This is a genomic window from Streptomyces sp. NPDC043685, assembly GCF_056436585.1.
On sequence record NZ_JBWKCH010000004.1, the window covers coordinates 554,553 to 579,308 of the forward strand.

Here is a 24,756-nt window from a genome sequence, read left to right on the forward strand (position 1 = left end):
GGTGAGCGAGACGAGCCCCAAGCTGCGCGCCGAGCTGGAGGGGATCCCCACCTACAAGCCGGGCAAGCCCGCCGCGGCCGGTGGGCCGGTGGCCTACAAGCTGTCCTCCAACGAGAACCCGTATCCGCCGCTGCCCGGCGTGATGGAGGCGGTGACGGCGGCGGCCGGCACCTTCAACCGCTACCCGGACATGGCCTGTACGGCGCTGATGAACGAGTTGTCCGAGCGATTCGGCGTGCCTCTCACCCACCTGGCCACCGGTACCGGTTCGGTCGGTGTCGCCCAGCAGCTGATCCAGGCCACCTCCGGCCCGGGCGACGAGGTGATCTACGCCTGGCGGTCCTTCGAGGCGTACCCGATCATCACGCAGATCAGCGGCGCGACCTCGGTGCAGGTGCCGCTGACGCCCGGTGATGTGCACGACCTCGACGCGATGGCCGACGCGATCACCGACCGGACGCGGCTGATCTTCGTCTGCAACCCCAACAACCCGACCGGCACGGTGGTGCGGCGGGCCGAGCTGGAGCGCTTCCTCGACCGGGTGCCCAGTGACGTGCTGGTGGTCCTCGACGAGGCCTACCGCGAGTTCATCCGCGACCCCGAGGTGCCGGACGGCGTCGAGCTCTACCGGGACCGGCCCAACGTCTGCGTCCTGCGGACCTTCTCCAAGGCCTACGGCCTCGCCGGCCTGCGCGTCGGGTTCGCCATCGCGCACGAGCCGGTGGCCGCTGCGCTGCGCAAGACGGCGGTGCCGTTCGGTGTGAGCCAGCTCGCGCAGGAGGCGGCGATCGCCTCACTGCGGGCCGAGGACGAACTGTTCGGCCGGGTCGGCTCGCTGGTGTGTGAGCGCACCCGCGTGGTCGACGGACTGCGCTCTCAGGGCTGGACGGTGCCCGAGACCCAGGCCAACTTCGTGTGGCTGCGGCTGGGGGAGCGCACGGTCCCGTTCGCGGAGGTGTGCGACCAGGCCGGCGTGGTCATCCGGCCGTTCCCAGGCGAGGGTGTGCGGGTGACGGTCGGGGAAGCCGAGGCGAACGACATCTTCCTGAAGGTGGCGGAAGGGTTCCGCAAGGAGCTGTAGAGCTTCGCGCGCCGGGTCAGACGTCCAGGAGTTCTCCGACGTCCAGGAGTTCCACGCGCACGGGGTCGCCGTCCCGCACGGTCGCGAGCAGCCCGGGGTCGCCGTCGAGGCGGCCCAGGACATTGCTCGGGCTTGCGAGGCGGCACTCGTCGCCCTGCGAGATGGGCGTGGGCCCGTAGGGGAGAGCGAGAGCGTCGCCATCGGTCCAGAAGGCGACCGTGCCGGGTTCGACGACCTCCCGGGCTCCCGTTTCACGTGAAACCGACACCCCGGTGTCGAAGTACACCTCCTCGCCCCACGTGCGGGCGGTGGAGACGAGAGGTAGCGCCTCGACGAGGGCCCGGCTGGTCGGGGTGTCGTCGAGCGTGGCGGTGAGATGCCCCGTCGGCCATGAGATCCGTATCTGTCGTGATGTCGGTGTCTGCATGCCGTTGATTCAACAATATGTTGAAGTTGCGGCCAAGAGGTCGACTGTGACGGGGGAGACAGGGGGTCCCCTCCAGCGCTCGAAAGCACGTGCTGCATAATGGCTTGTGAATGTGAACGCTTTCACAAGCGTAGGTAAGGAGCGGCGACGTGGACCTGGCTCTGGCGCCGGAGACCCTGGCGCGATGGCAGTTCGGCATCACCACCGTCTACCACTTTCTGTTCGTCCCCCTGACGATCTCGCTGGCCGCGCTCACGGCCGGTTTGCAGACGGCCTGGGTGCGGACGGAGAAGGAGAAGTACCTCCAGGCGACGAAGTTCTGGGGGAAGCTCTTCCTGATCAACATCGCGATGGGTGTGGTCACCGGCATCGTGCAGGAGTTCCAGTTCGGGATGAACTGGTCGGACTACTCACGCTTCGTCGGTGACGTCTTCGGTGCGCCGCTGGCCTTCGAGGCTCTGATCGCCTTCTTCTTCGAGTCGACCTTCATAGGCCTGTGGATCTTCGGCTGGGACAAGCTGCCCAAGAAGATCCACCTGGCCTGTATATGGATGGTCTCCATCGGCACGATCCTCTCGGCCTACTTCATCCTCGCGGCCAACTCCTGGATGCAGCACCCGGTCGGGTACCGGATCAACGGGGCGAAGGGCCGGGCCGAGCTCACCGACTTCTGGCTGGTGCTGACTCAGAACACCGCGCTCGCCCAGGTCTTCCACACGCTCACCGCGGCCTTCCTGACCGGCGGCGCCTTCATGGTGGGCATCGCCGCCTTCCACCTGGTCCGCAAGAGGCACGTCCCCGTGATGAAGACCTCGCTGCGGCTGGGCCTCGTCACCGTCGTCATCGGCGGTCTCCTCACCGCGATCAGCGGTGACGTGCTCGGCAAGATCATGTACCAGCAGCAGCCGATGAAGATGGCCGCTGCCGAGGCGCTGTGGGACGGCGAGAAGCCGGCGCCCTTCTCCGTCTTCGCCATCGGCGACGTCGACAAGGGCCACAACAAGGTCGCCATCGAGATCCCCGGCCTGCTGTCCTTCCTCGCGAAGGACGACTTCACCTCGTACGTGCCCGGCATCAACGACGTCAACAAGGCCGAACAGGAGAAGTACGGGCCCGGCGACTACCGCCCCAACATCCCTGTCGCCTACTGGGGCTTCCGGTGGATGATCGGCTTCGGTATGACGTCCTTCGCCATCGGCCTGGCCGGACTGTGGCTGACCCGCAAGAGGTTCATGCTGCCGCAGCATCTGAGGGTGGGCGACGACGAAGTGCCGCATCTCGTGCTGCTGCCGAAGAAGGCGCTCGGTCCGACCCTCACCAAGTGGTACTGGCGCATTGCCATCCTCACCCTGGGCTTCCCGCTGATCGCCAGCTCCTGGGGCTGGATCTTCACCGAGATGGGCCGCCAGCCGTGGGTCGTCTACGGCCTGTTCCAGACGCGTGACGCGGTCTCCCCCGGCGTCTCCCAGGCCGAGGTCATCACCTCGATGGTCGTCTTCACCACGCTGTACGCCATCCTCGCCGTCGTCGAGGTCAAGCTGCTGGTCAAGTACGTCAAGGCGGGCCCGCCGGAACTCACCGAGGCCGACCTCAACCCGCCCACGAAGATCGGCGGCGACTCCAGGGACGCCGACAAGCCGATGGCCTTCTCGTACTAGGCCGAGGGAGCTGCACCGTCATGGAACTGCACGACGTCTGGTTCGTCCTGATCGCCGTCCTGTGGACCGGCTACTTCTTTCTGGAGGGCTTCGACTTCGGGGTCGGCGTACTCACCAAGCTGCTCGCCCGCAATCGGCCCGAGAAGCGGGTGCTGATCAACACCATCGGCCCGGTCTGGGACGGCAACGAGGTGTGGCTGCTCTCGGCGGGCGGCGCGACCTTCGCCGCCTTCCCCGAGTGGTACGCCACGCTCTTCTCCGGCTTCTACCTGCCCCTGCTGCTCATCCTGGTCTGCCTGATCGTCCGGGGTGTGGCCTTCGAGTACCGCGTGAAGCGGCCCGAGGAGAACTGGCAGCGCAACTGGGAGACAGCGATCTTCTGGGCCTCGCTGCTGCCCGCCTTCCTCTGGGGCGTGGCCTTCGCCAACATCGTGCGGGGCGTGAAGATCGACCGGGACTTCAACTACGCCGGTGGCGTCCTGGACCTGCTCAACCCGTACGCGCTGCTGGGCGGCCTGGTGACGCTGGCGCTGTTCACCTTCCACGGCACGGTGTTCGTCGGGCTCAAGACCGTCGGGGAGATCCGCGAGCGGGCGCGGAGGCTGGCGCTGCGCGTCGGACTGGTGACCGCCTTGCTGGCGCTCGCCTTCCTGCTGTGGACGCAGGCCGACCGGGGTGACGGGTCGTCGCTCGTCGCGGCGGTCCTGGCCGTGGCGTCGCTTCTCGTGGCCCTGGTCGCGGCGCGGGCCGGGCGTGAGGGCTGGGCGTTCGCCCTGTCGGGGCTCACCATCGTGGCCACGGTCGCGATGCTCTTCCTGACGCTGTTCCCGAACGTCATGCCGTCGACGCTGAACCCGGACTGGAGCCTGACGGTCACCAACGCCTCGTCCAGCCCGTACACGCTGAAGATCATGACCTGGTGCGCCGGGATCGCCACCCCGGTCGTCCTGCTCTACCAGGGCTGGACGTACTGGGTGTTCCGCAAGCGGATCGGCACGCAGCACATCGCCGAGACCGTGCACTGAGCAGCACATCGCCGAGACCCGCGCACTGAGGTGTGTTTCACGTGAAACCGATCGATCCGCGTCTGCTTCGGTACGCCCGCGCCACCCGGGGCTTCCTGGTGGCGGTCGTCGCCCTGGGTGCGGTGGGCGCGGGCCTGGTCATCGCGCAGGCCATGCTGATCGCCGAGGTGGTGGTCGGCGCGTTCCAGCACCGCATGCGGGTGTCCGAACTCGCCACTCCCCTGCTGCTGTTGGCCGCCGTCGCGGTCGGCCGGGCGTTGATCGGCTGGCTGACCGAACTCGCCGCGCACCGGGCGAGCGCGGCGGTGAAGTCCGAGCTGCGGGGGCGGTTGCTGGAGCGTTCCGCCGAGCTCGGCCCGGGGTGGCTGAGCGGTCAGCGGACCGGTTCGCTGACCGCCCTGGCCACGCGGGGCGTCGACGCCCTCGACGACTACTTCGCGCGGTATCTGCCGCAGCTGGGTCTCGCGGTGGTCGTGCCGGTGGCGGTGCTGGCGCGCATCGTCACCGAGGACTGGGTCTCCGCGGCCATCACCGTCGGCACCCTGCCGCTCATCCCGGTCTTCATGGTGCTGATCGGCTGGGCCACCCAGTCCCGGATGGACCGTCAGTGGCGGCTGCTGTCGCGGCTGTCCGGGCACTTCCTGGACGTGGTGGCGGGGCTGCCCACGCTGAAGGTGTTCGGACGGGCCAAGGCACAGGCCGAGTCGATCCGGCGGATCACCGGTGAGTACCGGCAGGCGACCATGCGGACCCTGCGGATCGCCTTCATCTCCTCGTTCGCGCTGGAACTGCTCGCGACGATCTCGGTGGCCCTGGTCGCCGTGACGATCGGCATGCGGTTGGTGCACGGGGAGATGGACCTGTACATCGGCCTGGTCATCCTGATCCTCGCGCCCGAGGCGTATCTGCCGTTGCGGCAGGTCGGAGCGCAGTACCACGCGGCGGCGGAGGGACTCGCCGCCGCCGAGGAGATCTTCGCGGTCCTGGAGACGCCCGTCCCGGCATCCGGCTCCATGGCCGTGCCGGAAGGCACGCTGTCCTTCGAGGACGTGAGCGTGCGGTACCCGGGGCGGTCGGCGGACGCCGTCTCGAACGTGTCCTTCCGTGTCGAGCCCGGGGAGACGGTCGCGCTCGTCGGCCCCAGCGGCGCCGGCAAGTCGACGCTGCTGCACGTCCTGCTGGGGTTCGTGCGGCCCACCGGCGGACGGGTCCGGGTCGGGGAAACCGACCTCACCGACGCCGACCTGGACCAGTGGCGCTCCCGGATCGCGTGGGTGCCGCAGCGGCCTCACCTGTTCGCCGGGACGATCGCCGAGAACGTACGCCTGGCGCGGCCCGGCGCCGACGACGACGCCGTGAGGCAGGCGCTGGGGAACGCCGGAGCCCTGGAGTTCGTCGACGCGCTGCCCGAGGGCGTGGACACCGAACTCGGTGAGGACGGTGCCGGTCTGTCGGCGGGGCAGCGACAGCGGCTCGCCCTGGCCCGCGCGTTCCTGGCGGACCGGCCCGTGCTGCTGCTCGACGAGCCGACGGCGGCGCTGGACGGGGCCACCGAGGCCGAGGTAGTGGCGGCGGTGCGGCGCCTCGCGGCCGGCCGGACCGTGCTGCTGGTGGTGCACCGCCCGGCGCTGCTGGAGGTCGCGGACCGGGTGGTGCGGCTGGCGGAACCCGAGGCCACCGCCACCCGCGCGGTGGTGCCCGCCGCGGTCCGGGGGACCGAGGCGCGGTCCGTGGCCGAGCCGCCCACCCCGGGTGCGTACGTCGAACGGCCCGCTCAGGGCGGGGTTCTCACGGGGGTGCGCGCCATGTCCGGAGCCCGGCGCGGACGCCTGGGGCTCGCACTGCTGCTCGGGAGTCTCGCGCTGGGAAGCGCCGTGGGGCTCATGGCCACCTCCGGGTGGCTGATCTCGCGGGCTTCTCAGCAGCCTCCCGTGCTCTATCTGATGATGGCCGTCACGGCGACGCGGGCCTTCGGGATCGGACGGGCCGTCTTCCGGTACGCCGAGCGACTGGTGTCGCACGATGCCGTGCTGCGGATGCTGGCGGACACCCGGGTGGCGGTGTTCCGCCGGCTGGAGCGGCTGGCCCCGGCCGGGCTGCACCGGACCCGCCGCGGTGATCTGCTCTCCCGGCTGGTCGCGGACGTGGACGCGTTGCAGGACTACTGGCTGCGGTGGCTGCTGCCGGCCGGGGCGGCCGTCGTCGTCTCGGCGGCGTCGGTCGGCTTCACGGCGTGGCTGCTGCCCGAGGCCGGAGCGGTGCTCGCGGCCGGGCTGCTGGCGGCGGGGGTAGGGGTACCGCTGCTCACCGGCGCGGTGGCCCGGCGGGCGGAGCACAGGCTGGCGCCCGCGCGCGGGGCACTCGCGACACACGTGGCCGATCTGCTCACCGGCACCGCGGAGCTGACCGTCGCCGGTGCCCTGCCCGCGCGGACCGCCCGGGCCCGCGAGGCCGACCGGGTGCTCACCCGGATCGCCTCGCGCGCCGCCACCGCAACGGCCCTCGGTGACGGTCTCACCGCACTGGTCTCCGGCCTGACCGTCACCGCCGCCGCCCTGGCCGGAGCTCAGGCGGTCGCCGCCGGGCGGCTGGAAGGCGTGGCCCTGGCCGTCGTCGTCCTCACCCCTCTCGCCGCCTTCGAGGCCGTGCTCGGGCTGCCGCTCGCCGTGCAGTACCGGCAGCGCGTGCGCCGAAGCGCCGAGCGGGTGTACGAGGTGCTGGACGCTCCCGAGCCGGTGCGGGAGCCGGAGCGGCCCGGGCCGGCACCCGTGTCGCCGTTCCCGCTCGTCGTCACGGGGCTGACCGCCCGGCACGCCGGGCAGGACCGGCACGCGCTCGCCGGGCTCGACCTGACCCTCCGGGAAGGACGCCGGATCGCCGTGGTCGGGCCCTCCGGCTCGGGCAAGACGACCCTGGCACAGGTGCTGCTGCGGTTCCTCGACGCGGAGGCGGGCTCGTACACGCTGGCGGGCGTGGACGCGTACGGGCTGCACAGCGACGACGTCCGGGGGCTCGTCGGGCTCTGTGCGCAGGACGCGCACCTCTTCGACAGCTCGCTGCGCGAGAACCTGCTGCTCGCCAGGAAGGACGCGACCGAGGCGCAGTTGCGCGCCGTGCTCGGCCGCGCCCGGCTGCTGGAGTGGGCGGACAGCCTGCCCGACGGTCTCGACACCCTGGTCGGCGAGCACGGAGCACGGCTGTCCGGAGGCCAGCGGCAACGGCTGGCTCTGGCCCGGGCCCTCCTCGCCGACTTCCCCGTCCTGGTGCTCGACGAGCCCGCCGAGCACCTCGACCTGCCGACCGCCGACGCGCTCACCGCCGATCTGCTGACCGCCACCAAGGGCCGTACGACGCTGCTCATCACACACCGGCTGGCGGGCCTCGAAGCGGTCGACGAGGTGATCGTCCTCGACCGGGGACGGGTGGCGCAGCGCGGACCGTACGCGCAGCTGGTTACCGTGGACGGGCCGTTGCGGGAGATGGCGGAGCGGGAGGCGGCATCCGAGTCGCTGGTGGGAGCGCGCTGACGCGCGGGAACGGCCCGCACTGGGCCGTTCGGCGCAGCCGGTCCCCCAGCCGTACGAAGTGAACAGGACCGGGCGGGCGGGGTTGGGCGACGATCGCTGACATGCGCTCATATCGCCGCCATCGGCTGCTCGTTCCGGTCCTGCTGTGCGCGCTGGCGGCGCTCGCGGCCCGGCCGACGGCGGCGCACAAGGAACCCGGAAGCGGCACCGGGACCGGCCCTGCCACGGGCCTCAGCGCCGAGGTGGTGCGGCTGTACGAGGAGGCCGCCGTGGCCACGCAGCAGTACGAGGCAGGCCGCAAGGAGGCCGAGGAGCAGCGGGCGGAGGCCCGGCGTGCGGAGGAACTGCTGGACGCGCAGCGGCGGCACATCGCCGTCCTGCACGAGGACCTGGGCCGCATCGCGCGGGCCCAGTACCGCAGCAGCGGTGGCCTGCCGGTGGCGGCGCACATGATCCTCGCCGACAGCCCCGACGACCTGATGCGCGGTCAGCACGCCTTCTCCCAGACGCATCTCGCCGTGAACAACGCGATCTCCGAGAACCAGCGCGCCGAAGCACGGCTGGCGGCGGACGAGGCCAGAGCCGCGGCCCGGTGGCAGGCGCTGGAGAAGCGCAACGCCCAACTCGCGGCGTTGAAAGGGGCCATTCAGCAGAAGCTGGAGTCGGCGCGTTCGCAGCTCCAGGGGGAGGCGGACGCCGCGGTCGCCGCCGGGGCGTGCCGGGGCGCGGTCCGGCTCGACCAGCCGGAGACGGGGTTCATCGACGGTGACTGGGTCGCCCCGGTCGAGACGTACGAGCTGTCCGCGTCCTACGGCAGCGGTGGCGAGCGCTGGTCGAACCGGCACACCGGGCAGGACTTCGCGGTGCCGATCGGCACGCCGGTGCGGGCCGTGGGGGCGGGCCGGGTGGTGAAGGTGTCCTGCGGTGGCCCTTTCGGCATGGAGATCGTGATCGAGCACGCGGGCGGCTACTACACGCAGTACGCGCATCTCGCTGCCGTCGCGGTCGAGCAGGGGGAGCGCGTGGGCCCCGGCCGGTGGATCGGCCAGTCGGGCACCACGGGCAACTCCACCGGGCCCCACCTGCACTTCGAGGCCCGGGTCACACCGGAGTCGGGGTCGGCGGTGAACCCGGTGTCATGGCTGGCTGCGCGCGGGGTCTCCCTCTGAGACACCGCGGCCCGCACCCGGGCCCGGGCTACGGCAGTTCCGCCAGCAACCGCTCGATCACGACCGCCACCCCGTCCTCGTTGTTCGCGACCGTCCGGCCCGAGGCGGCGGCGATCACGTCCGGGTGGGCGTTGCCCATCGCGAAGGACCGGCCCGCCCAGGTGAGCATCTCCACGTCGTTCGGCATGTCACCGAAGGCGACGACCTGCTCGTGCGAGATGCCGCGCTCGGCGCAGCACAGGGCGAGGGTGCTGGCCTTCGACACCTCCGGGCCGCTGATCTCCAGCAGGGCGCTGGGGCTGGAGCGGGTGACGTTGGCGCGCTCACCGATGGCGAGCCGGGCCAGGGTCAAGAAGGCGTCCGGGTCGATCTCGGGGTGGTAGGCGAGGATCTTCAGCACCGGCTCCGCGGCGGCGGGGTGGTCCGGACCCAGCAGTTCCTCGGCCGGGGCGAGACTGTCCGGAATCTCCATGTGCAGCTTCGGGTACGCCGGCTCCTGGTAGAAGCCGTACGTCTGCTCCACCGCGTACACCGTGCCCGGCGCGGCGTCGCGCAGCAGCCGCACGGCGTCCAGGGCGTTCTCCCGTGCGAGCTCCCGCACCTTCACGAACCGGTGGGCGCCGGGGCCGCCGTGCAGGTCGACCACGGCGGCGCCGTTGCCGCAGATCGCCAGGCCGTGGCCGTGCACGTGGTCGCTGACGACGTCCATCCAGCGGGCCGGGCGGCCTGTGACGAAGAAGACCTCGATGCCCGCCTCCTCGGCGGCGGCCAGCGCGGCGACCGTTCGCGGGGACACCGATTTGTCGTCGCGCAGCAGGGTGCCGTCGAGGTCGGTGGCGATCAGCCGCGGCGGGAGGGTCTCGGCCGCGGTTTCGGGCTGTCGGGTCGCTGAAGTCACCCGGCCATTGTCCCGCACATGCCCGCACGGGTGTGCGGGGCTCCGCACAGGTGAGTGGATACCGTCCTCAGCCATCCGTGCACGCTCAGCGCACCTGCGCGGGCGCTTCCATCACGATCTGCTCGAAGACCTTCTCGTCCGCGGCGAACTGCGAGTCGGGAATCGGCCAGTGGATCACGATCTCCGTGAACCCCAGCTCCCTGTGCCGTCCGGCGAAGTCCACGAACGCGTCCACGGACTGGAGCGGGGCGCCGCGGTCCGGGGTGAATCCCGTGAGCAGGACGCGGTCGAGATCCGTCATGTCCCGGCCGACCTCGGCACAGATGTCGTCGAGCCTCTCCGCCTGCCCGCGAATGGCCTGAACCGACTGGTCGGGCGTGCCGTTCTCGAACAGCTTCGGGTCGCCGGTGGTCACCCACGCCTGGCCGAAACGGGCGGCGAGCCGCATCCCGCGCGGCCCGGTCGCGGCCACCGCGAACGGCAGCCGGGGGCGCTGCACACAGCCGGGGATGTTCCGCGCCTCGTGGGCCGAGTAGAAGTCGCCCTCGTACGACACGGCATCCTCGCTGAGCAGCCGGTCGAGCAGCGGGACGAACTCGGCGAGGCGGTCGGCGCGCTCGCGCGGGGTCCACGGCTCCTGGCCCAGTGCGGTGGCGTCGAAGCCGGAGCCGCCCGCGCCGATGCCCAGCGTGATCCGCCCTCCGGAGATGTCGTCGAGGGAGATCAGCTCCTTGGCGAGCGTCACCGGGTGCCGGAAGTTCGGGGAGGTCACCAGGGTGCCCAGTCGCAGCCGGTCGGTGACGCTCGCGGCGGCCGTGAGGGTCGGTACGGCACCGAACCACGGACCGTCCCGGAAGGTGCGCCAGGACAGGTGGTCGTAGGTGTACGCGGTGTGGAAGCCGAGCTGCTCGGCGCGCATCCAGGCCGCGCGGCCGCCTTCGTGCCAGCGGCGGTACGGCAGGATCACAGTGCTCAGACGCAGACTCATGGCATCGAGCCTAAGGGAGCCGCGACGGTCACCCGTGTTTCACGTGAAACAGTCACCGTGCGCGTCTGGATGGTCACGCTTCAGCGGCACCTATCGGACACGGGCGGTCAGCCCGGCTGGGGGAAGCGCAGATAGCGAGCGGGGACGGCTTCGGTGAGCCACACGCCGTTCGCGCTCAGGTGGAAGACATGGCCGTCCCGGTGCATGGCGCCCGCGTCCACGGCCAGGACGACCGGCCTGCCCCGGCGGGCGCCCACGCGGGTCGCCGTCTCCCGGTCGGACGACAGATGCACGGCATGCCGGTTCATCGGCCTGAGCCCCTCGGCCCGGATCGCGTCCAGGGTGCGGGCCACGGTGCCGTGGTAGAGGTACGCGGGCGGAGCGGTCGGCGCCAGTCCCAGGTCGACCTCCACGCTGTGCCCCTGACTGGCGCGGATCCGGCTGCCCTCGACGGCGAAGCGCCGCTTGTCGTTGGTGGCGACGACATGGTCCAGCTCGTCGCGGGTGAAGCGGAAGCCGTGCGCGGCGGCCGCGGCGATCAAGGTGTCGATGTCCACCCAGCCGGCCTCGTCGAGCGTCAGCCCGATGCGTTCCGGTTGGTGGCGCAGATGCTTCGACAGGTACTTCGACACCTTCACCGTGCGTCTTTCGTCCATCCCCTCAGGGTGCGGCAGAGACGCGCGTCACGCGATCGAGTTTCACTCCGGAGGTTTGATCCACAAGCAAGGGCGGTTATCCACAGCGAAATCGGCGGTTCTGTGGACAACTGGCGGCTCCGACACCGGCTTTGGCCCCCGGTCTCACACGGGAGGCTTCACCCGGGCGATCCTCCGCAGTGCTCCCGGTGCCCACCGGGAAAGCCAACGGGCACCCCGCGCCTCCGGCGTCACCGGCACCACCGCCTCGTCGCGCGCCACCGCACGCAGGACGGCGCGGGCGACCTTCTCCGGCGGATAGTTGCGCAGCCCGTACAGCCGGGCGGCGCGCTTCCGCAGCCGCTTCTCCTCCCGGGCGTCGACCCCGGCGAAGTGCGCCGTCGATGTGATCGCCGTGTTGACGAAGCCGGGGCAGATCGCCGTCACGCCGATCCCCTCCTCGGCGAGCTCCGCCCGCAGGCACTCGCTGAGCATCAGCACGGCCGCCTTGGAGGTGCTGTACGCGGGCAGGGCCCGGGACGGCTGGTACGCCGCGGCCGACGCCACATTGACGATGTGACCGCCCTGCCCGCGTTCGGCCATCCGGCGGCCGAAGAGCCGGCAGCCGTGGATGACGCCCCACAGGTTGACGTCGAGGACCTTCTTCCAGTCCTCCGGCGTGGTGTCGAAGAAGGATCCGGACAGCCCGATCCCGGCGTTGTTCACGAGGACGTCCACCACGCCGTGCTCGGCGGTGACCTTCTCGGCGAGCCTCTCCATGGCCTGCTCGTCACAGACGTCGACCGTCTCCGCCCAGGCCTCATGGGAGCCCAGCGCACGGCAGGACTCGGCGGTGCGGGCCGCGGCCTGCGTGTTCCGGTCGACGGCCACCACCCGCGCGCCGGCCTCGGCGAACGCGAGCGCCGTCGCCCGCCCGATGCCGCTGCCCGCCCCGGTGACCAGCACGAGCTGCCCGCCGAACCGCTCGGCGTGCTCACCGCTCGCCGGCGAAGGGGGGCGCCCGTTCTCGACGGACGTCACGAACGCGTCGATCCAGGTGGCCACCTGGTCCGGTCGGGTGCGCGGGATCCAGTGCCCGGCCCGGACCGTACGGCGGGTCAGCTCCGGTACCCAGTGCTCCAGGTCGTCGTCGAGCCGCTCCGACAGGAAGCGGTCCTCCAGAGGGGTGATGACCTGCACGGGTGCGTGGGCGTACGCGTCCGATCGGGGGCCGCGCATCCGTGGCCGGACGTTGTCCCGGTACAGCCAGGCCCCGTGGGCCGCGTCCGACGGCAGGGACGCGGTGGGGTAGCCGCCACCCCGGGGCACCTTCTCGACGCGCTCCAGGAGCCGGGGCCAGCGCTTGCCGAGCGGCCCGCGCCAGGCCAGTTCGGGCAGCACGGGCGTGTGCAGCAGGTACACGTACCAGGACCGGGCGCCCTGACCGAGGAGCTGGCCGACCCGGCGCGGGGTGGGCCTCTTCACTCGCCGGTCGATCCAGTGCCCGAAGTGGTCCAGCGACGGCCCGGACATCGATGTGAAGGAGGCGATGCGGCCTTCGGTGCGCCGGACGGTGGTGAACTCCCAGGCCTGCACCGAGCCCCAGTCGTGCCCCACCAGGTGCACCGGCTCGTCCGGGCTCACCGCGTCCGCCACGGCCAGGAAGTCGTCCGTCAGCTTCTCCAGCGTGAACCCGCCCCGCAGCGGCCGCGGCGCCGTCGACCGGCCGTGACCGCGCACGTCGTACGCCACCACGTGGAAGCGCCCGGCGAGCCGTTCGGCGACCAGGGACCACACCTCTTTGCTGTCGGGGTAGCCGTGCACCAGGATCACCGTCGGCCGTCCCGGATCACCCAGCTCGGCCACGCACAGCTCGACCTCGCCGGTCCGCACCCAGCGCTCCCGCGCTCCCGTCAGCAACGTCATCCGGCGAATCTGGCAGTTGTTAGAGAGTTCGTCAATAGCGGCTTCCCGTCCGTGGTAACTCCCGAGAACCAGCTCCCCTAGGGGCCCGTAATACTCAGGGCTGATCCCAAGACAGCTCTGCGGAGTGACGACCGCCACGCACCGGGGCCCTACCTTCGAGGGGTGACTGTGATCGCGACCGAAAGCCTGAGCAAGCGGTTCCCCCGGGTGACCGCGCTTGACCGGCTCTCCGTGGACGTCGGACCCGGTGTGACCGGACTCGTCGGAGCCAACGGAGCCGGCAAGTCCACACTGATCAAGATCCTGCTGGGTCTGTCCCCGGCCACCGAGGGCCGCGCCGAAGTGCTCGGCCTCGACGTCGCCACCAAGGGCGCCGACATCCGTGAACGGGTCGGCTACATGCCCGAGCACGACTGCCTGCCGCCCGACGTCTCGGCCACCGAGTTCGTCGTCCACATGGCGCGCATGTCCGGCCTGCCGCCCACCGCCGCGCGTGAGCGCACGGCCGACACCCTGCGCCACGTCGGCCTGTACGAGGAGCGCTACCGCCCCATCGGCGGCTACTCGACCGGCATGAAGCAGCGCGTCAAGCTCGCGCAGGCCCTCGTCCACGACCCGCAGCTGGTCTTCCTGGACGAGCCGACCAACGGCCTCGACCCGGTCGGCCGCGACGAGATGCTCGGCCTGATCCGCCGGATCCACACCGACTTCGGCATCTCGGTCCTGGTCACCTCCCACCTGCTGGGCGAGCTGGAGCGCACCTGTGACCACGTCGTGGTCGTCGACGGCGGCAAGCTCCTGCGCTCCAGCTCCACCACGGACTTCACCCAGATCACCACGACCCTGGCGATCGAGGTCACCGACACCGACGAGCACCCGGACGGCACCCGCGCGGTGCGCGAGGCGCTGCACGCGCGCGGGGTGAGCGTCGAGGACGGCAGCGGCCTGCCGGGCGCCGGCCATGTGCTGCTCCTCACCGCGCAGGGCGAGGAGACGTACGACCTGGTCCGGGACGTGATCGCCGACCTCGGACTCGGCCTGGTGCGCATGGAGCAGCGCCGGCACCACATCTCCGAGGTCTTCACCAGCAGCGACGAGCGCGAGCAGCGGAAGGAGGCGGTCGGCCATGGCGGTTGAGCACTCCACGGGGGCACCCGCCCCGGCACCGGGTGACCAGACCCGCATCCACAACATCGGCTACCGCAGCTACGACGGCCCGCGCCTCGGCCGCGCCTACGCCCGGCGCTCGCTGTACTCGCAGTCCCTGCGCGGCTCCTACGGCCTCGGCCGTTCGGTGAAGTCCAAGGTCCTGCCGATGCTGCTCTTCGTGGTGATGTGCGTGCCCGCGGCCATCATGGTCGCCGTCGCGGTCGCCACCAAGGCCAACGCCCTGCCCGTGGACTACACGCGCTACGCGATCATCATGCAGGCGGTCATCAGCCTGTACGTCGCCTCGCAGGCACCCCAGTCGGTCTCGCGCGACCTGCGCTTCAAGACCGTTCCGCTGTACTTCTCGCGGCCCATCGAGACCGCCGACTACGTCCGCGCCAAGTTCGCGGCGCTGGCGTCGGCGCTGTTCGTGCTCACGGCCGCTCCCCTGCTCGTGCTCTACGTGGGCGCGCTGCTGGCCAAGCTCGACTTCGCCGACCAGACCAAGGGATTCGCACAGGGACTGGTCTCCGTGGCACTGCTCTCACTGCTGTTCGCCGGTATCGGCCTGGTCATCGCGTCCTTCACCCCGCGCCGAGGCTTCGGCATCGCGGCCGTGATCGCCGTGCTGACCATCACCTACGGCGCGGTCTCCACCCTCCAGGCCATCGCCGACGCCCAGGGCAGCGGCGACGCCGTCCCGTGGATCGGACTGTTCTCGCCGATCACGATCGTCGACGGTGTGCAGTCCGCGTTCCTGGGCGCGACCTCCGCCTCCCCGAGCGGGGTGGGCCCGAGCACCGCCGAGGGCGTCGTCTACGTCGTCGTCGCCCTGGGTCTGATCGCGGCGAGCTACGGCCTGCTGATGCGCCGCTACAAGAAGGTGGGACTGTGACCACGCTCAACATCGACCATGTCTCCCGCTGGTTCGGCAACGTGGTCGCCGTCAACGACATCACCATGACCATCGGCCCCGGCGTCACGGGCCTGCTCGGCCCGAACGGCGCCGGCAAGTCCACCCTCATCAACATGATGGGCGGCTTCCTGGCACCCTCCACCGGCACGGTCACCCTCGACGGCCAGGCCGTGTGGCGCAACGAGCAGATCTACAAGCAGATCGGCGTCGTGCCCGAGCGGGAGGCCATGTACGACTTCCTCACCGGGAAGGAGTTCGTCCTGGCCAACGCCGAACTGCACGGTCTGGGCGCCAAGGCGGCCCAGAAGGCACTCGCCACGGTCGAGATGGAGTACGCCCAGGACCGCAAGATCCAGACGTACTCCAAGGGCATGCGCCAGCGCGTGAAGATGGCCTCCGCCCTGGTCCACGACCCCTCCCTGCTCCTGCTGGACGAGCCGTTCAACGGCATGGACCCGCGCCAGCGCATGCAGCTGATGGACCTGCTGCGCCGCATGGGCGACGAGGGCCGCACGGTGCTGTTCTCGTCCCACATCCTCGAAGAGGTCGAGCAACTCGCCTGGCACATCGAGGTGGTCGTCGCCGGCCGGCACGCCGCCAGTGGTGACTTCCGCAAGATCCGCCGTCTGATGACCGACCGGCCGCACCGCTACCTGGTGCGTTCCAGCGACGACCGCGCCCTCGCGGCCGCGCTGATCGCGGACCCGTCGACGGCCGGCATCGAGGTCGACCTCGCCGAGGGCGCGCTGCGCATCCAGGCCGTCGACTTCGGCCGCTTCACGGCCCTGCTGCCGCGGGTGGCCAAGGACCACGGCATCCGGCTGCTCACGGTCTCGCCGTCCGACGAGTCCCTCGAGTCCGTCTTCTCGTATCTCGTCGCGGCGTAGGAGGCCATGATGTACGACCCCACAGTCGCCCGGCTCACCTACCGGGCCCTGCTCGGCCGGCGCCGCGCCCTCATCCTCGGCGCCCTGCCGATGCTGCTGATCGTCATCGCCGTGGCGGTGCGTGCCCTGGCCGGAGCGGACGACCAGACGGCGTCCGACCTGCTGGGCGGACTCGCCCTCGCCACGATGGTGCCGATCATCGGCGTCATCGCCGGGACCGGCGCCATCGGGCCGGAGATCGACGACGGCTCGGTGGTGTACCTGCTGTCCAAGCCGATCAAGCGGCCCACCATCATCTTCACCAAGCTGATCGTCGCGGTCGCGGTGACCATGGTGTTCTCCGCGGTGCCGACGCTCATCGCGGGCTTCATCCTGAACGGCAACGGCCAGCAGGTCGCCGTCGCGTACACGGTGGCCGCGCTCGTCGCGTCCATCGCCTACGCGGCCCTTTTCCTGCTGCTCGGCACGGTCTCGCGGCACGCGGTGGTGTTCGGGCTCGTCTACGCCCTGGTCTGGGAGGCCCTGTTCGGCTCCCTGGTGCCGGGTGCGCGCACCCTGAGCGTTCAGCAGTGGTCGCTGGCGGTGGCTCAGAAGGTGTCCGGCGGGGACCTCGTCTCCTCCGACGTCGGTCTGACCACGGCGACGGTGCTGCTGGTGGCCGTCACGGTGCTGGCCACCTGGTTCGCCGGACAGAAACTGCGCTCCCTGACGCTCGCCGGCGAGGAGTGACGTGCCCTGTGCCTTGACGGGGGCTTCACCCCTGCCAGGGCACACTGGGCCGACGGGACGCAGGGAAACACAGCGGGAGTTGGACGGCTGGGAGGGCTGCGATGGCGGGCGAGAGGTCTCAGTACGACGACCGCGGGCCATCCGGTCCCGGTGACGGCGCCCGGGACGGCCTCGACAGGTCTGCCCGGGACGACCTCGACGGGATCGTGCTGGACGAGGCCTTCATACGCTCCGCCGACGCCTCCGAGCCGTCCGCCCGTGCCCGGATGCTCGCCGCCAGGTGGCGCCGCGAGGAACCGGAGCCGCAGCCCTGGCGGTCCGACGAGCCGCCGGCGGGCTGGTTCTTCAGCAAGGCCCGTCGTCGCCTGTGGCGCAGGCGTTAGCTGGGCCCGCGCGGGCCGTTCGGCCGCCGATTTATTCGGTGGCGTCCCATCCGTCCGGCGGGCAGAGTGGTTGTCGTCGCGGCTGGGCGTCGAGCCCGGTGCCACCGTCTGGGAGAGGAGCGGGACGATGTCCATGCACGGCAGTACGTCCAGCTCCCTTCAGGGCAGCCCGCGGCGGGATCCGGAGTAGTCACCACCCCTCCGTGGAACCCGCCGCACACGGGGAGCTGCCCGGGGCGGCCGCTTCGAGCACGCGAATCGCACCTCGCGTGGGCCGCCCACCCGGAGGATTGGCCGAGTGGTAAGGCACTGGCTTGCTAAGCCAAGGTCGGGTTGAAAAGCCCGCGCACGTTCGATTCGTGCATCCTCCGCCGAGAACGACCCGGCGACGGGCGACGAGCCCGGCGCTCAGCCCAGCAACCGCTCCAGCACCACCGCGATGCCGTCCTCGTCGTGGGAGGACGTCACCTCGTCGGCCACCGCCTTCAGTTCCTCGTGGGCGTCGGCCATGGCGACACCGTAGGAGGCCCAGGCGAACATCGGTATGTCGTTGGGCATGTCGCCGAAGGCGATCGTGTCGGCCGCCTTGAGACCGAGCCGGCGGGCCGCAAGGGACAGCCCCGTCGCCTTGGACAGGCCAAGGGGGAGGAGCTCGACGATCCCCGCGCCCGCCATCGTGACGGTGACGAATCCGCCGGCGGTGTGCGTGGCCACCTCGCAGAGTTCGTCGTCGCTCAGCGTCGGGTGCTGGATGTACAGCTTGTTCAGGGGCGCGGCCCACAGGTCCGACGCGTCCGTGAAGGGGGTCGCGGGCAGGCTGCCCGTGACCGCGTAGCCGGGGCCCACCAGCACCTCGCCGTCGAGGCCGTCGCGGCTCGCGGCCAGGTGCAGCGGGCCGACCTCCGCCTCGATCTTGGCGAGCGCCACCCCGGCCAGCTGCCGGTCCAGCGTCACCGACGTCAGCAGCCGGTGCGCGCCCGCGTCGTAGACCTGCGCGCCCTGACCGCAGACGGCCAGGCCCCGGTAGCCGAGGTCGTCGAGGATGTGCCGGGTCCAGGGGACCGCGCGGCCGGTGACGACGATGTGCGCGGCGCCCGCCGCCGTGGCAGCGGCGAGCGCGTCACGGGTGCGCTCAGACACCGTGTCGTCGGAACGCAGCAGCGTGCCGTCGAGATCGGTGGCGACGAGCCGGTAGGGAAAGCCGCCCGGGGAAGCCGTGTCGCTCACTTGGCCACCGGCTCCAGGACCTCCCGGCCGCCCAGGTACGGACGCAGCACCTCGGGCACGCGCACCGAGCCGTCGGCCTGCTGGTGGTTCTCCAGGATCGCCACGATCGTGCGCGGGACGGCGCACAGCGTGCCGTTGAGCGTGGCCAGCGGGCGGACCTGCTTGCCCTCACGGACCCGGATCGACAGGCGGCGGGACTGGAACTCGGTGCAGTCCGAGGTCGAGGTGAGCTCGCGGTACTTGCCCTGGGTCGGGATCCACGCCTCGCAGTCGAACTTGCGGGCGGCCGAGGCGCCCAGGTCGGCGCTCGCCACGTCGATCACGCGGTACGGCAGCTCCAGCGAGGTCAGCCACTGCTTCTCCCACTCCAGCAGGCGCTGGTGCTCCGCCTGTGAGTCCTCGGGAGCGACGTAGGAGAACATCTCGACCTTGTCGAACTGGTGCACGCGGAAGATGCCCCGGGTGTCCTTGCCGTGCGAGCCGGCCTCGCGGCGGAAGCAGGGCGAGAAGCCCGCGTAGCGCAGGGGGAGGCGGTCGGCGTCGAGGATCTCGTCCATGTGGTACGCCGCGAGCGGCACCTCGGACGTGCCGACCAGGTAGAGGTCGTCGTCGGCGAGGTGGTAGACGTCCTGGGCGGCCTGGCCGAGGAAGCCCGTGCCCGCCATGGACTGGGGGCGGACCAGCGCCGGGGTCAGCATCGGGGTGAAGCCGGCCGCGGTGGCCTGGGCCATCGCCGCGTTCACCAGGGCGAGCTCCAGGAGCGCGCCCACGCCGGTCAGGAAGTAGAAGCGCGAGCCGGAGACCTTGGCGCCCCGCTCGACGTCGATGGCGCCGAGGATCTGGCCGAGCGCCAGGTGGTCCTTGGGCTCGAAGCCCTCGGCGGCGAAGTCGCGGATCGTGCCGTGCGTCTCGAGCGTGACGAAGTCCTCCTCGCCGCCCACGGGCACGTCGGGGTGGACGAGGTTGCCGAGGCGCTGGAGCAGCTCCTGGGTCTCGGTCGCGGCCGCGTCACGGTCCGCGTCGGCCGCCTTGACGTCGGCGGCGAGCTGGCCCGCCTTCTTGAGCAGCTCGGCCTTCTCGTCGCCGGCCGCCTTGGGGATGAGCTTGCCGAGCGCCTTCTGCTCGGCGCGCAGCTCGTCGAAGCGGATGCCGGACGACCTGCGCCGCTCGTCGGCAGACAGGAGGGCGTCGACGAGGGCGACGTCCTCTCCACGGGCGCGCTGCGAGGCGCGCACACGGTCGGGGTCCTCACGGAGCAGGCGAAGGTCAATCACGCGTCCAAGGCTACCGGTGCGGGATGACCGTCCACGACTCACTATCGGGGGCGTGGCATACGTGCCGTTATGGGTGAATCACGTGTGGTGTCAATGAAACGGGCCGTATCCCCAGAGCGAGGCATCCGCATGGCGCCGCGTTGACGTGAATCCCTTGCGGGGAGCGGGACTTGGGCTTCTGTTGTCCACAGGGATCCACACTCCCCGAAAAGTTATCCACAGGCTGTGTGGAAGATCTGTGGACTTTGGAATTGATCACTCCGGAAGGTCGGGAACTCCCTCGGAATTCCCTGTGCAAACCCGCTCCATCCTCACTTTGGAGTGGAATGTGGTCACCCGGAAGAGTTATACAAAGGGAAACGGTGGACGAAGGGTGACCTGCGCCTGGATGGACCCATCAGGGGCCTGTAGGGCGATTTGTCGACTGAGTCATGCTTCGTTGTCGACTTGTCCCCAGGTCGAGAAGCGGACCTGTGGATAACTTCTGTGGATAACGACAACCAGTCGGTACGACCGGTCAGAAGCGGCCGTCCTGGCACCGCGCGACCCAGTCCGCCGCTCCCGCGAACTCCTCGTCGGAGGTCCCCAGCCGCGGCGGCTGCACCTGCTCCGGCCGCATGTCCGCGCGCGGGTAGGAGCCGAGGTAGCGCACCTGGAGGCAGATGCGCTTCAGGCCCATCAGGGCGTCGGCCATCCGGCGGTCGGAGATGTGGCCCTCGGCGTCGATGCAGAAGCAGTAGTTGCCGATGCCCTCGCCGGTGGGCCGGGACTGGAGCAGCATCAGGTTGATGCCGCGGGTGGCGAACTCGCCCAGCAGGTCGCGCAGACCGCCGGGGTGGTCGTCACGCTGCCACAGCACGATCGAGGTCTTGTCCGCTCCGGTCGGTGCCGCGGGCCGGGCGGGCCGGCCGACCAGCACGAACCGGGTCTGGGCGTTCTCCGCGTCGTGGATCCCGGTCTCCAGGGCCTCCAGGCCGTAGCGGGCGGCCGCGAACTCACCGGCGAAGGCGGCGTCGTACTGCCCCTCCTGGACCAGCCGGGCGGCGTCCGCGTTCGAGGCGGCCGACTCCCAGTGCGCGTCCGGGAGGTGCTTCTTCAGCCAGTTGCGCACCTGCGGCTGGGCGGCGGGGTGCGCGGAGACGGTCTTGATGTCCGACAGCGTCGTGCCCGGGCGGACCAGCAGGGCGAAGGTGATCGACAGCAGCACTTCGCGGTAGATCATCAGCGGCGTGCCGGCGACCAGTTCGTCGAGGGTGGTGGTGATGCCGCCCTCGACGGAGTTCTCGATCGGCACGAACGCGGCCTCGGCCTCGCCGGCGCGTACCGCGTCGAGTGCGGACTGGACGGACACGTACGGGATGAGCTCCCGGGTGGCGGCCTCGGGAAGCGTGCGCAGGGCGACTTCGGTGAAGGTGCCCTCAGGGCCGAGATACGCATAGCTCGCTGGCATGACCTCACCCTAATGGCCTCGCGGAAGCGCTATCCCCCACAAGCCCGCACACGGCTGAACTGTCACCCCTCCAGCAACCTCTGCCCCACGTACTCGCCCGGCCCGGCCCCGCCCGGCACGGCGAACAGCCCGCTCGACTCGTGCCGGATGAACTGTGACAGGGCGTCGCCGCGGTCGAGCTTGCGCTGCACCGGCACGAACCCGCGCAGTGGATCGGCCTGCCAGCAGACGAACAGCAGCCCCGCGTCGGGCACCCCGTCGCCGTCGATGCCGTCGTGGAAGGAGAACGGGCGGCGGAGCATCGCAGCGCCGCCGTTCTGATCGGGCCGGGTGATGCGCGCGTGGGCGTTGATCGGGACGACCAGGTTGCCCTTGGCGTCCGTCTTCTCCAGGTCCATCGCGGTCGTCTCGGTGCCCCCGGACAGTGCCGCCCCGTCGGACTTTCGGCGCCCGATCACGTCCTCCTGCGCCTTGAGGGAGAGCTGCTCCCAGTCGTCGAGGAGCATGCGGATCCGGCGGACGACGGCGTAGGAGCCGTTCGCCATCCAGGCCGGTTCGCCCGTCTCGGGCACGAAGACGCGCTGGTCGAAGTCGCTCTCGCCGGGCTTGGGGTTGCGGGTGCCGTCGATCTGGCCCATGAGGTTGCGGGCCGTCATGGGGTGGGAGGTGGCGCCGGGCGAGCGGTTGAAGCCGTTCATCTGCCAGCGGACCTTGGCCGCCCGGCCCGCGTCCTTCTGGATCGCGCGCAGGGCGTGGAAGGCGACCAGGGCGTCGTTGGCGCCGATCTGCACCCACAGGTCGCCGTTGCTGCGGCTCTTGTCCAGGCGGTCGGAGGAGAACTCGGGCAGCGGGTCGAGGGCGGTGGGCCGCTGCTTCTCCAGGCCTGTGCGGGCGAAGAAGCTGTGGCCGAAGCCGAAGGTGAGCGTCAGCGACGAGGGTCCGGCGTCGCGGGCCACGCCGGTGTCGCCGTGGCCGCTCGGCTCGCCGGCCATCAGCCGCCGGGCCGTCTCCGACCAGCGACGCAGCAGGGCGGCGGCTTCCTTGCGGCCGGCGCCCGCCGCCAGGTCGAAGGCGACGAGGTGGCCGCGGGCCTGGAGGCCGTCGGTGATGCCGGGCTGATGTTTCCCGTGAAACATCGCCCGGTCGGTGCCGAGCGAGGTGAGCGGAGCGGCGGCTACGGAGGGGGCGGCGCCGTACCCCGCCGCGGCACCCGCCGTGCCGAGGACGAGCCCGGTGGCACCGGCGGTGCCGAGCAGCCGCCGACGCGAGATGCCCTCGTGGACGGCGGTCGCCGCGGGCTCCCCGGTGGCGGCGGCCTCGGGGGTACGGGCCTGGGGGATGGACTGGTCAGGCATGGTCGTTCAGCCGATCTGAGCGTTCTTGGAGACGGTCACCTCGTCGATGTCGGAGGTCCGCACGGTCACGTCGACCTTCCAGTCGCCGGGCATGGGGATCTGCACTCCGTTCGCCGACCAGTGTCCGGTAGCGAGGTGGTCGGGGACGACGGGCAGGGGCCCGATATCCTTGGCTTTCAGGGTGAAGTCGACCTTCACCTCGGGGATGTCGAAGGCCCGGCCGTTGGGCCGCTCCACATAGACGTGCATTTCGTTGTCGCCGACGCGTGCGGGGTCGATGTCGATGGTGACGATGCCCTTGCCGTCCTCGCCGCCGGTGTCGAACGGCATGTTCAGGGTCAGCGCCCCCGACGCGCCCGTGTCCGGGGCCGAGGAGGCGGAGGCCGCGGTGGCCGCCTTGGCCTCCTGCTCGGTGCGTCCGGGCTCGGTCTGGGTCAGGACGGTGGTGACGGCCAGCAGCACGACCGCGATACCGGCCTCGGCCAGCACGGAGCGCCGGAGCCCGGAGCGGTTGGGGTCCGCGTCCCGCAGCCGCTTCTGCCGCGCGGCGTCCCGGGCCGCCTGCTGCCGGGCGAGCTGCGCGGCCCGCTCGGCGTCGGCGGGCTCGGAACCGGGCTGCTTGCCTGAGCCGGTGCCGGTGCCGGAGCCGGTGCCGGTGCCGGTGTCGGAGCTTTCGGCCCCGTGAGCAGAGGCGGTGTCGGTGTCCAGGGTGCTGTCCCCCTCGCCGGGGGACTCACCGCGCCCGGCGGCCTCCGCCCCCGCGCCGACCCGCTCCTTCGCCCGTACCGCCGATGCCTCCGCGGGCGCCGTCTCCGTCAGCCGGCCCGTCCACCGGCGCGAGATCCACGCGACGCCGACCAGGACGACCACGAGGGTGATCTTGGCGAGGAGGAGCTGGCCGTAGCGGGTGTCGGTGAAGGCGGACCAGGAGCCAAGCTGGCGCCAGGACTGGTACGTCCCGGTCGCGACCAGGGCGAGGACGCTGCCGAAGGCGAGACGGGAGAAGCGCTGCACGGCCGGTGCGTCGACGGGCGTGTCCGCGGGCGCGCGGTACAGGGCGACCAGCAGCGCGCCCAGTCCGCCGAGCCAGGCGGCGACGGCCAGCAGGTGGAGCACGTCGACCGGCATGGCCAGGCCCGCCTGGAGACCGACCGAGGCGTGCTCGGACATGGCCCAGCTCGCCGCGAGCCCGGCCGCCACGACGATGCCGCCGATCGAGAGCCCGAAGGTCAGGTCCCGCTTCTCCTGGGCGTCCTCACGCTTGTCGTACGCGCCGAACAGCACGGCGATGAACAGGGCCGCCGCGGCGAGCAGCAGCAGCCGGGACACCAGGGCCGCTCCGGACTTGGTCTGGAGCACCTGCCCGAGCAGGGACAGGTCGAAGATGTCGGAGACCTTCCCGGACCCGGTGAAGGAGCCGCGCAGGAGGAGCAGCGCGAGGGTCGCCGCGGTGAGGGCGACCCACCCCGAGACGACGAACCGCTGCACCGGCCGCACCCCGGAACCGCGCCGCCAGCAGGCGAGCACGAAGGCGGCGCCGCCGGCCATCACGATGAACCCGGCGTACGACACGTACCGCCCGAAGCCGTACAACCAGCCCACGACCCCGTCGTCGGCGGACTGCCCCGAGACCGACACGGACGTCTTGGAGGGGGCGCCGATGGAGAAGGTGTAGGCGCCGGCGACGGGATGGCTGTCCGCCGAGACGACCTGGTAGGCCACCGTGTAGGTGCCGTCGGGCAGGCCCGGGCGCAGCGGCACGGCGTAGGTCGTGCCGCTGACGTTGGCGGGCTTGGCCGTGTCGGCGCGCTTGCCCTGGGGGTCGAGTACGCGCAGCGAGTCGTCGGACAGCGCGACCTGCTCGGAGAAGGTGAGCGAGATCCGGGCCGGGGCCTTGTCGACCACCGCCCCCTGCGCGGGGTCGCTGCCGGTCACGGCGGCGTGCGCGGAGGCCGGGCCGGCTCCGGCCAGGAGTGCGCAGGCCGCGGCCAGGAGCAGCAGCACCAGTGTCCGGACGCGGGGGGCGATGGTCTGCGTCACAGGAGTCCCTCC

20 protein-coding genes and 1 tRNA gene are annotated in these 24,756 nt (G+C 71.1%); 11 read left to right on the plus strand and 10 right to left on the minus strand.

The genetic code is table 11. The features are described 5' to 3' along the window. The first annotated feature begins 1 nt into the window (after position 1). Positions 2-1,081, plus strand: coding sequence for a histidinol-phosphate transaminase (gene hisC / locus AC0665_RS16050; RefSeq protein WP_478508453.1), 1,080 nt, complete (start codon positions 2-4; stop codon positions 1,079-1,081). 16 nt (positions 1,082-1,097) lie between these two features. Here hisC and AC0665_RS16055 read toward each other — a convergent pair whose 3' ends face one another. Then, positions 1,098-1,508, minus strand: coding sequence for a cyclophilin-like fold protein (locus AC0665_RS16055; RefSeq protein ID WP_478602999.1), 411 nt, complete (start codon positions 1,506-1,508; stop codon positions 1,098-1,100). Between the two features lie 149 nt (positions 1,509-1,657). Between AC0665_RS16055 and AC0665_RS16060 the strand changes: the two genes are divergently transcribed. The 4 genes from AC0665_RS16060 to AC0665_RS16075 all read left to right on the plus strand — a co-directional run bounded on the left by AC0665_RS16060 (position 1,658) and on the right by AC0665_RS16075 (position 8,887). Then, on the plus strand, positions 1,658-3,166 hold the full coding sequence (locus AC0665_RS16060; protein WP_478602997.1) for a cytochrome ubiquinol oxidase subunit I: 1,509 nt from the start codon (positions 1,658-1,660) through the stop codon (positions 3,164-3,166). 20 nt (positions 3,167-3,186) lie between these two features. Further along, on the plus strand, positions 3,187-4,191 hold the full coding sequence (gene cydB / locus AC0665_RS16065; protein WP_468407960.1) for a cytochrome d ubiquinol oxidase subunit II: 1,005 nt from the start codon (positions 3,187-3,189) through the stop codon (positions 4,189-4,191). A 41-nt stretch (positions 4,192-4,232) separates the two neighbouring features. Next, positions 4,233-7,718 carry a thiol reductant ABC exporter subunit CydD gene (gene cydD / locus AC0665_RS16070; RefSeq protein ID WP_478602995.1) on the plus strand — a complete coding sequence of 1,162 codons (3,486 nt, stop codon included), beginning with the start codon at positions 4,233-4,235 and terminating at the stop codon, positions 7,716-7,718. A gap of 101 nt (positions 7,719-7,819) precedes the next feature. After that, the gene (locus AC0665_RS16075; protein ID WP_478705198.1) at positions 7,820-8,887 is read left to right on the plus strand and encodes a M23 family metallopeptidase; all 1,068 of its coding nucleotides are present in this window, start codon (positions 7,820-7,822) and stop codon (positions 8,885-8,887) included. Positions 8,888-8,915: 28 nt separating this feature from the next. Here the strand turns inward: AC0665_RS16075 and AC0665_RS16080 are convergent, their stop codons facing one another. From AC0665_RS16080 to AC0665_RS16095, 4 genes are all read right to left on the minus strand, one after another. Further along, positions 8,916-9,785, minus strand: a complete 870-nt coding sequence (locus tag AC0665_RS16080) for a Cof-type HAD-IIB family hydrolase (protein WP_363121490.1) — start codon at positions 9,783-9,785, stop codon at positions 8,916-8,918. A gap of 85 nt (positions 9,786-9,870) precedes the next feature. Beyond that, positions 9,871-10,773 carry an LLM class flavin-dependent oxidoreductase gene (locus AC0665_RS16085; RefSeq protein ID WP_478705199.1) on the minus strand — a complete coding sequence of 301 codons (903 nt, stop codon included), beginning with the start codon at positions 10,771-10,773 and terminating at the stop codon, positions 9,871-9,873. A 107-nt stretch (positions 10,774-10,880) separates the two neighbouring features. Next, positions 10,881-11,429 (minus strand): RNA 2'-phosphotransferase, encoded by a 549-nt coding sequence (locus AC0665_RS16090; protein WP_468407952.1) that lies wholly within the window; start codon positions 11,427-11,429, stop codon positions 10,881-10,883. 144 nt (positions 11,430-11,573) lie between these two features. After that, on the minus strand, positions 11,574-13,334 hold the full coding sequence (locus AC0665_RS16095) for an SDR family oxidoreductase (protein ID WP_478705200.1): 1,761 nt from the start codon (positions 13,332-13,334) through the stop codon (positions 11,574-11,576). A 168-nt stretch (positions 13,335-13,502) separates the two neighbouring features. Here AC0665_RS16095 and AC0665_RS16100 point away from each other — a divergent pair, with 168 nt between their 5' ends. The 6 genes from AC0665_RS16100 to AC0665_RS16125 all read left to right on the plus strand — a co-directional run bounded on the left by AC0665_RS16100 (position 13,503) and on the right by AC0665_RS16125 (position 17,769). After that, entirely contained in the window at positions 13,503-14,471 is a 969-nt protein-coding gene (locus tag AC0665_RS16100) for an ABC transporter ATP-binding protein (RefSeq protein ID WP_468408749.1), read from the plus strand. Further along, complete coding sequence (locus AC0665_RS16105; RefSeq protein WP_468407948.1) at positions 14,461-15,378, plus strand: ABC transporter permease; 918 nt, start codon at positions 14,461-14,463, stop codon at positions 15,376-15,378. Before AC0665_RS16100 ends, AC0665_RS16105 begins: the two co-directional genes overlap by 11 nt. Continuing rightward, positions 15,375-16,286 (plus strand): ABC transporter ATP-binding protein, encoded by a 912-nt coding sequence (locus AC0665_RS16110; RefSeq protein WP_468634471.1) that lies wholly within the window; start codon positions 15,375-15,377, stop codon positions 16,284-16,286. The genes AC0665_RS16105 and AC0665_RS16110 overlap by 4 nt, the downstream gene beginning before the upstream one ends. Before the next feature lie 9 nt (positions 16,287-16,295). Continuing rightward, entirely contained in the window at positions 16,296-17,015 is a 720-nt protein-coding gene (locus AC0665_RS16115; RefSeq protein WP_468407946.1) for an ABC transporter permease, read from the plus strand. A gap of 101 nt (positions 17,016-17,116) precedes the next feature. Continuing rightward, positions 17,117-17,398, plus strand: a complete 282-nt coding sequence (locus tag AC0665_RS16120) for an SGM_3592 family protein (RefSeq protein ID WP_478602988.1) — start codon at positions 17,117-17,119, stop codon at positions 17,396-17,398. Positions 17,399-17,682: 284 nt separating this feature from the next. Beyond that, positions 17,683-17,769, plus strand: a tRNA-Ser gene (locus AC0665_RS16125). Between the two features lie 37 nt (positions 17,770-17,806). Here AC0665_RS16125 and AC0665_RS16130 read toward each other — a convergent pair. The 5 genes from AC0665_RS16130 to AC0665_RS16150 all read right to left on the minus strand — a co-directional run bounded on the left by AC0665_RS16130 (position 17,807) and on the right by AC0665_RS16150 (position 24,744). Beyond that, positions 17,807-18,625, minus strand: coding sequence for an HAD family hydrolase (locus tag AC0665_RS16130; RefSeq protein WP_478705201.1), 819 nt, complete (start codon positions 18,623-18,625; stop codon positions 17,807-17,809). Then, positions 18,622-19,899: a serine--tRNA ligase gene (gene serS / locus AC0665_RS16135; protein WP_468407940.1), complete on the minus strand. Its 1,278-nt coding sequence runs from the start codon at positions 19,897-19,899 to the stop codon at positions 18,622-18,624. The genes AC0665_RS16130 and serS overlap by 4 nt, the downstream gene beginning before the upstream one ends. Before the next feature lie 517 nt (positions 19,900-20,416). Next, entirely contained in the window at positions 20,417-21,349 is a 933-nt protein-coding gene (gene pheA / locus AC0665_RS16140) for a prephenate dehydratase (RefSeq protein ID WP_363121348.1), read from the minus strand. A 62-nt stretch (positions 21,350-21,411) separates the two neighbouring features. Then, positions 21,412-22,704, minus strand: a complete 1,293-nt coding sequence (gene efeB / locus AC0665_RS16145) for an iron uptake transporter deferrochelatase/peroxidase subunit (RefSeq protein ID WP_478705202.1) — start codon at positions 22,702-22,704, stop codon at positions 21,412-21,414. 6 nt (positions 22,705-22,710) lie between these two features. Then, positions 22,711-24,744 carry a copper resistance CopC/CopD family protein gene (locus AC0665_RS16150; RefSeq protein ID WP_478705203.1) on the minus strand — a complete coding sequence of 678 codons (2,034 nt, stop codon included), beginning with the start codon at positions 24,742-24,744 and terminating at the stop codon, positions 22,711-22,713. Positions 24,745-24,756: the final 12 nt, after the last annotated feature.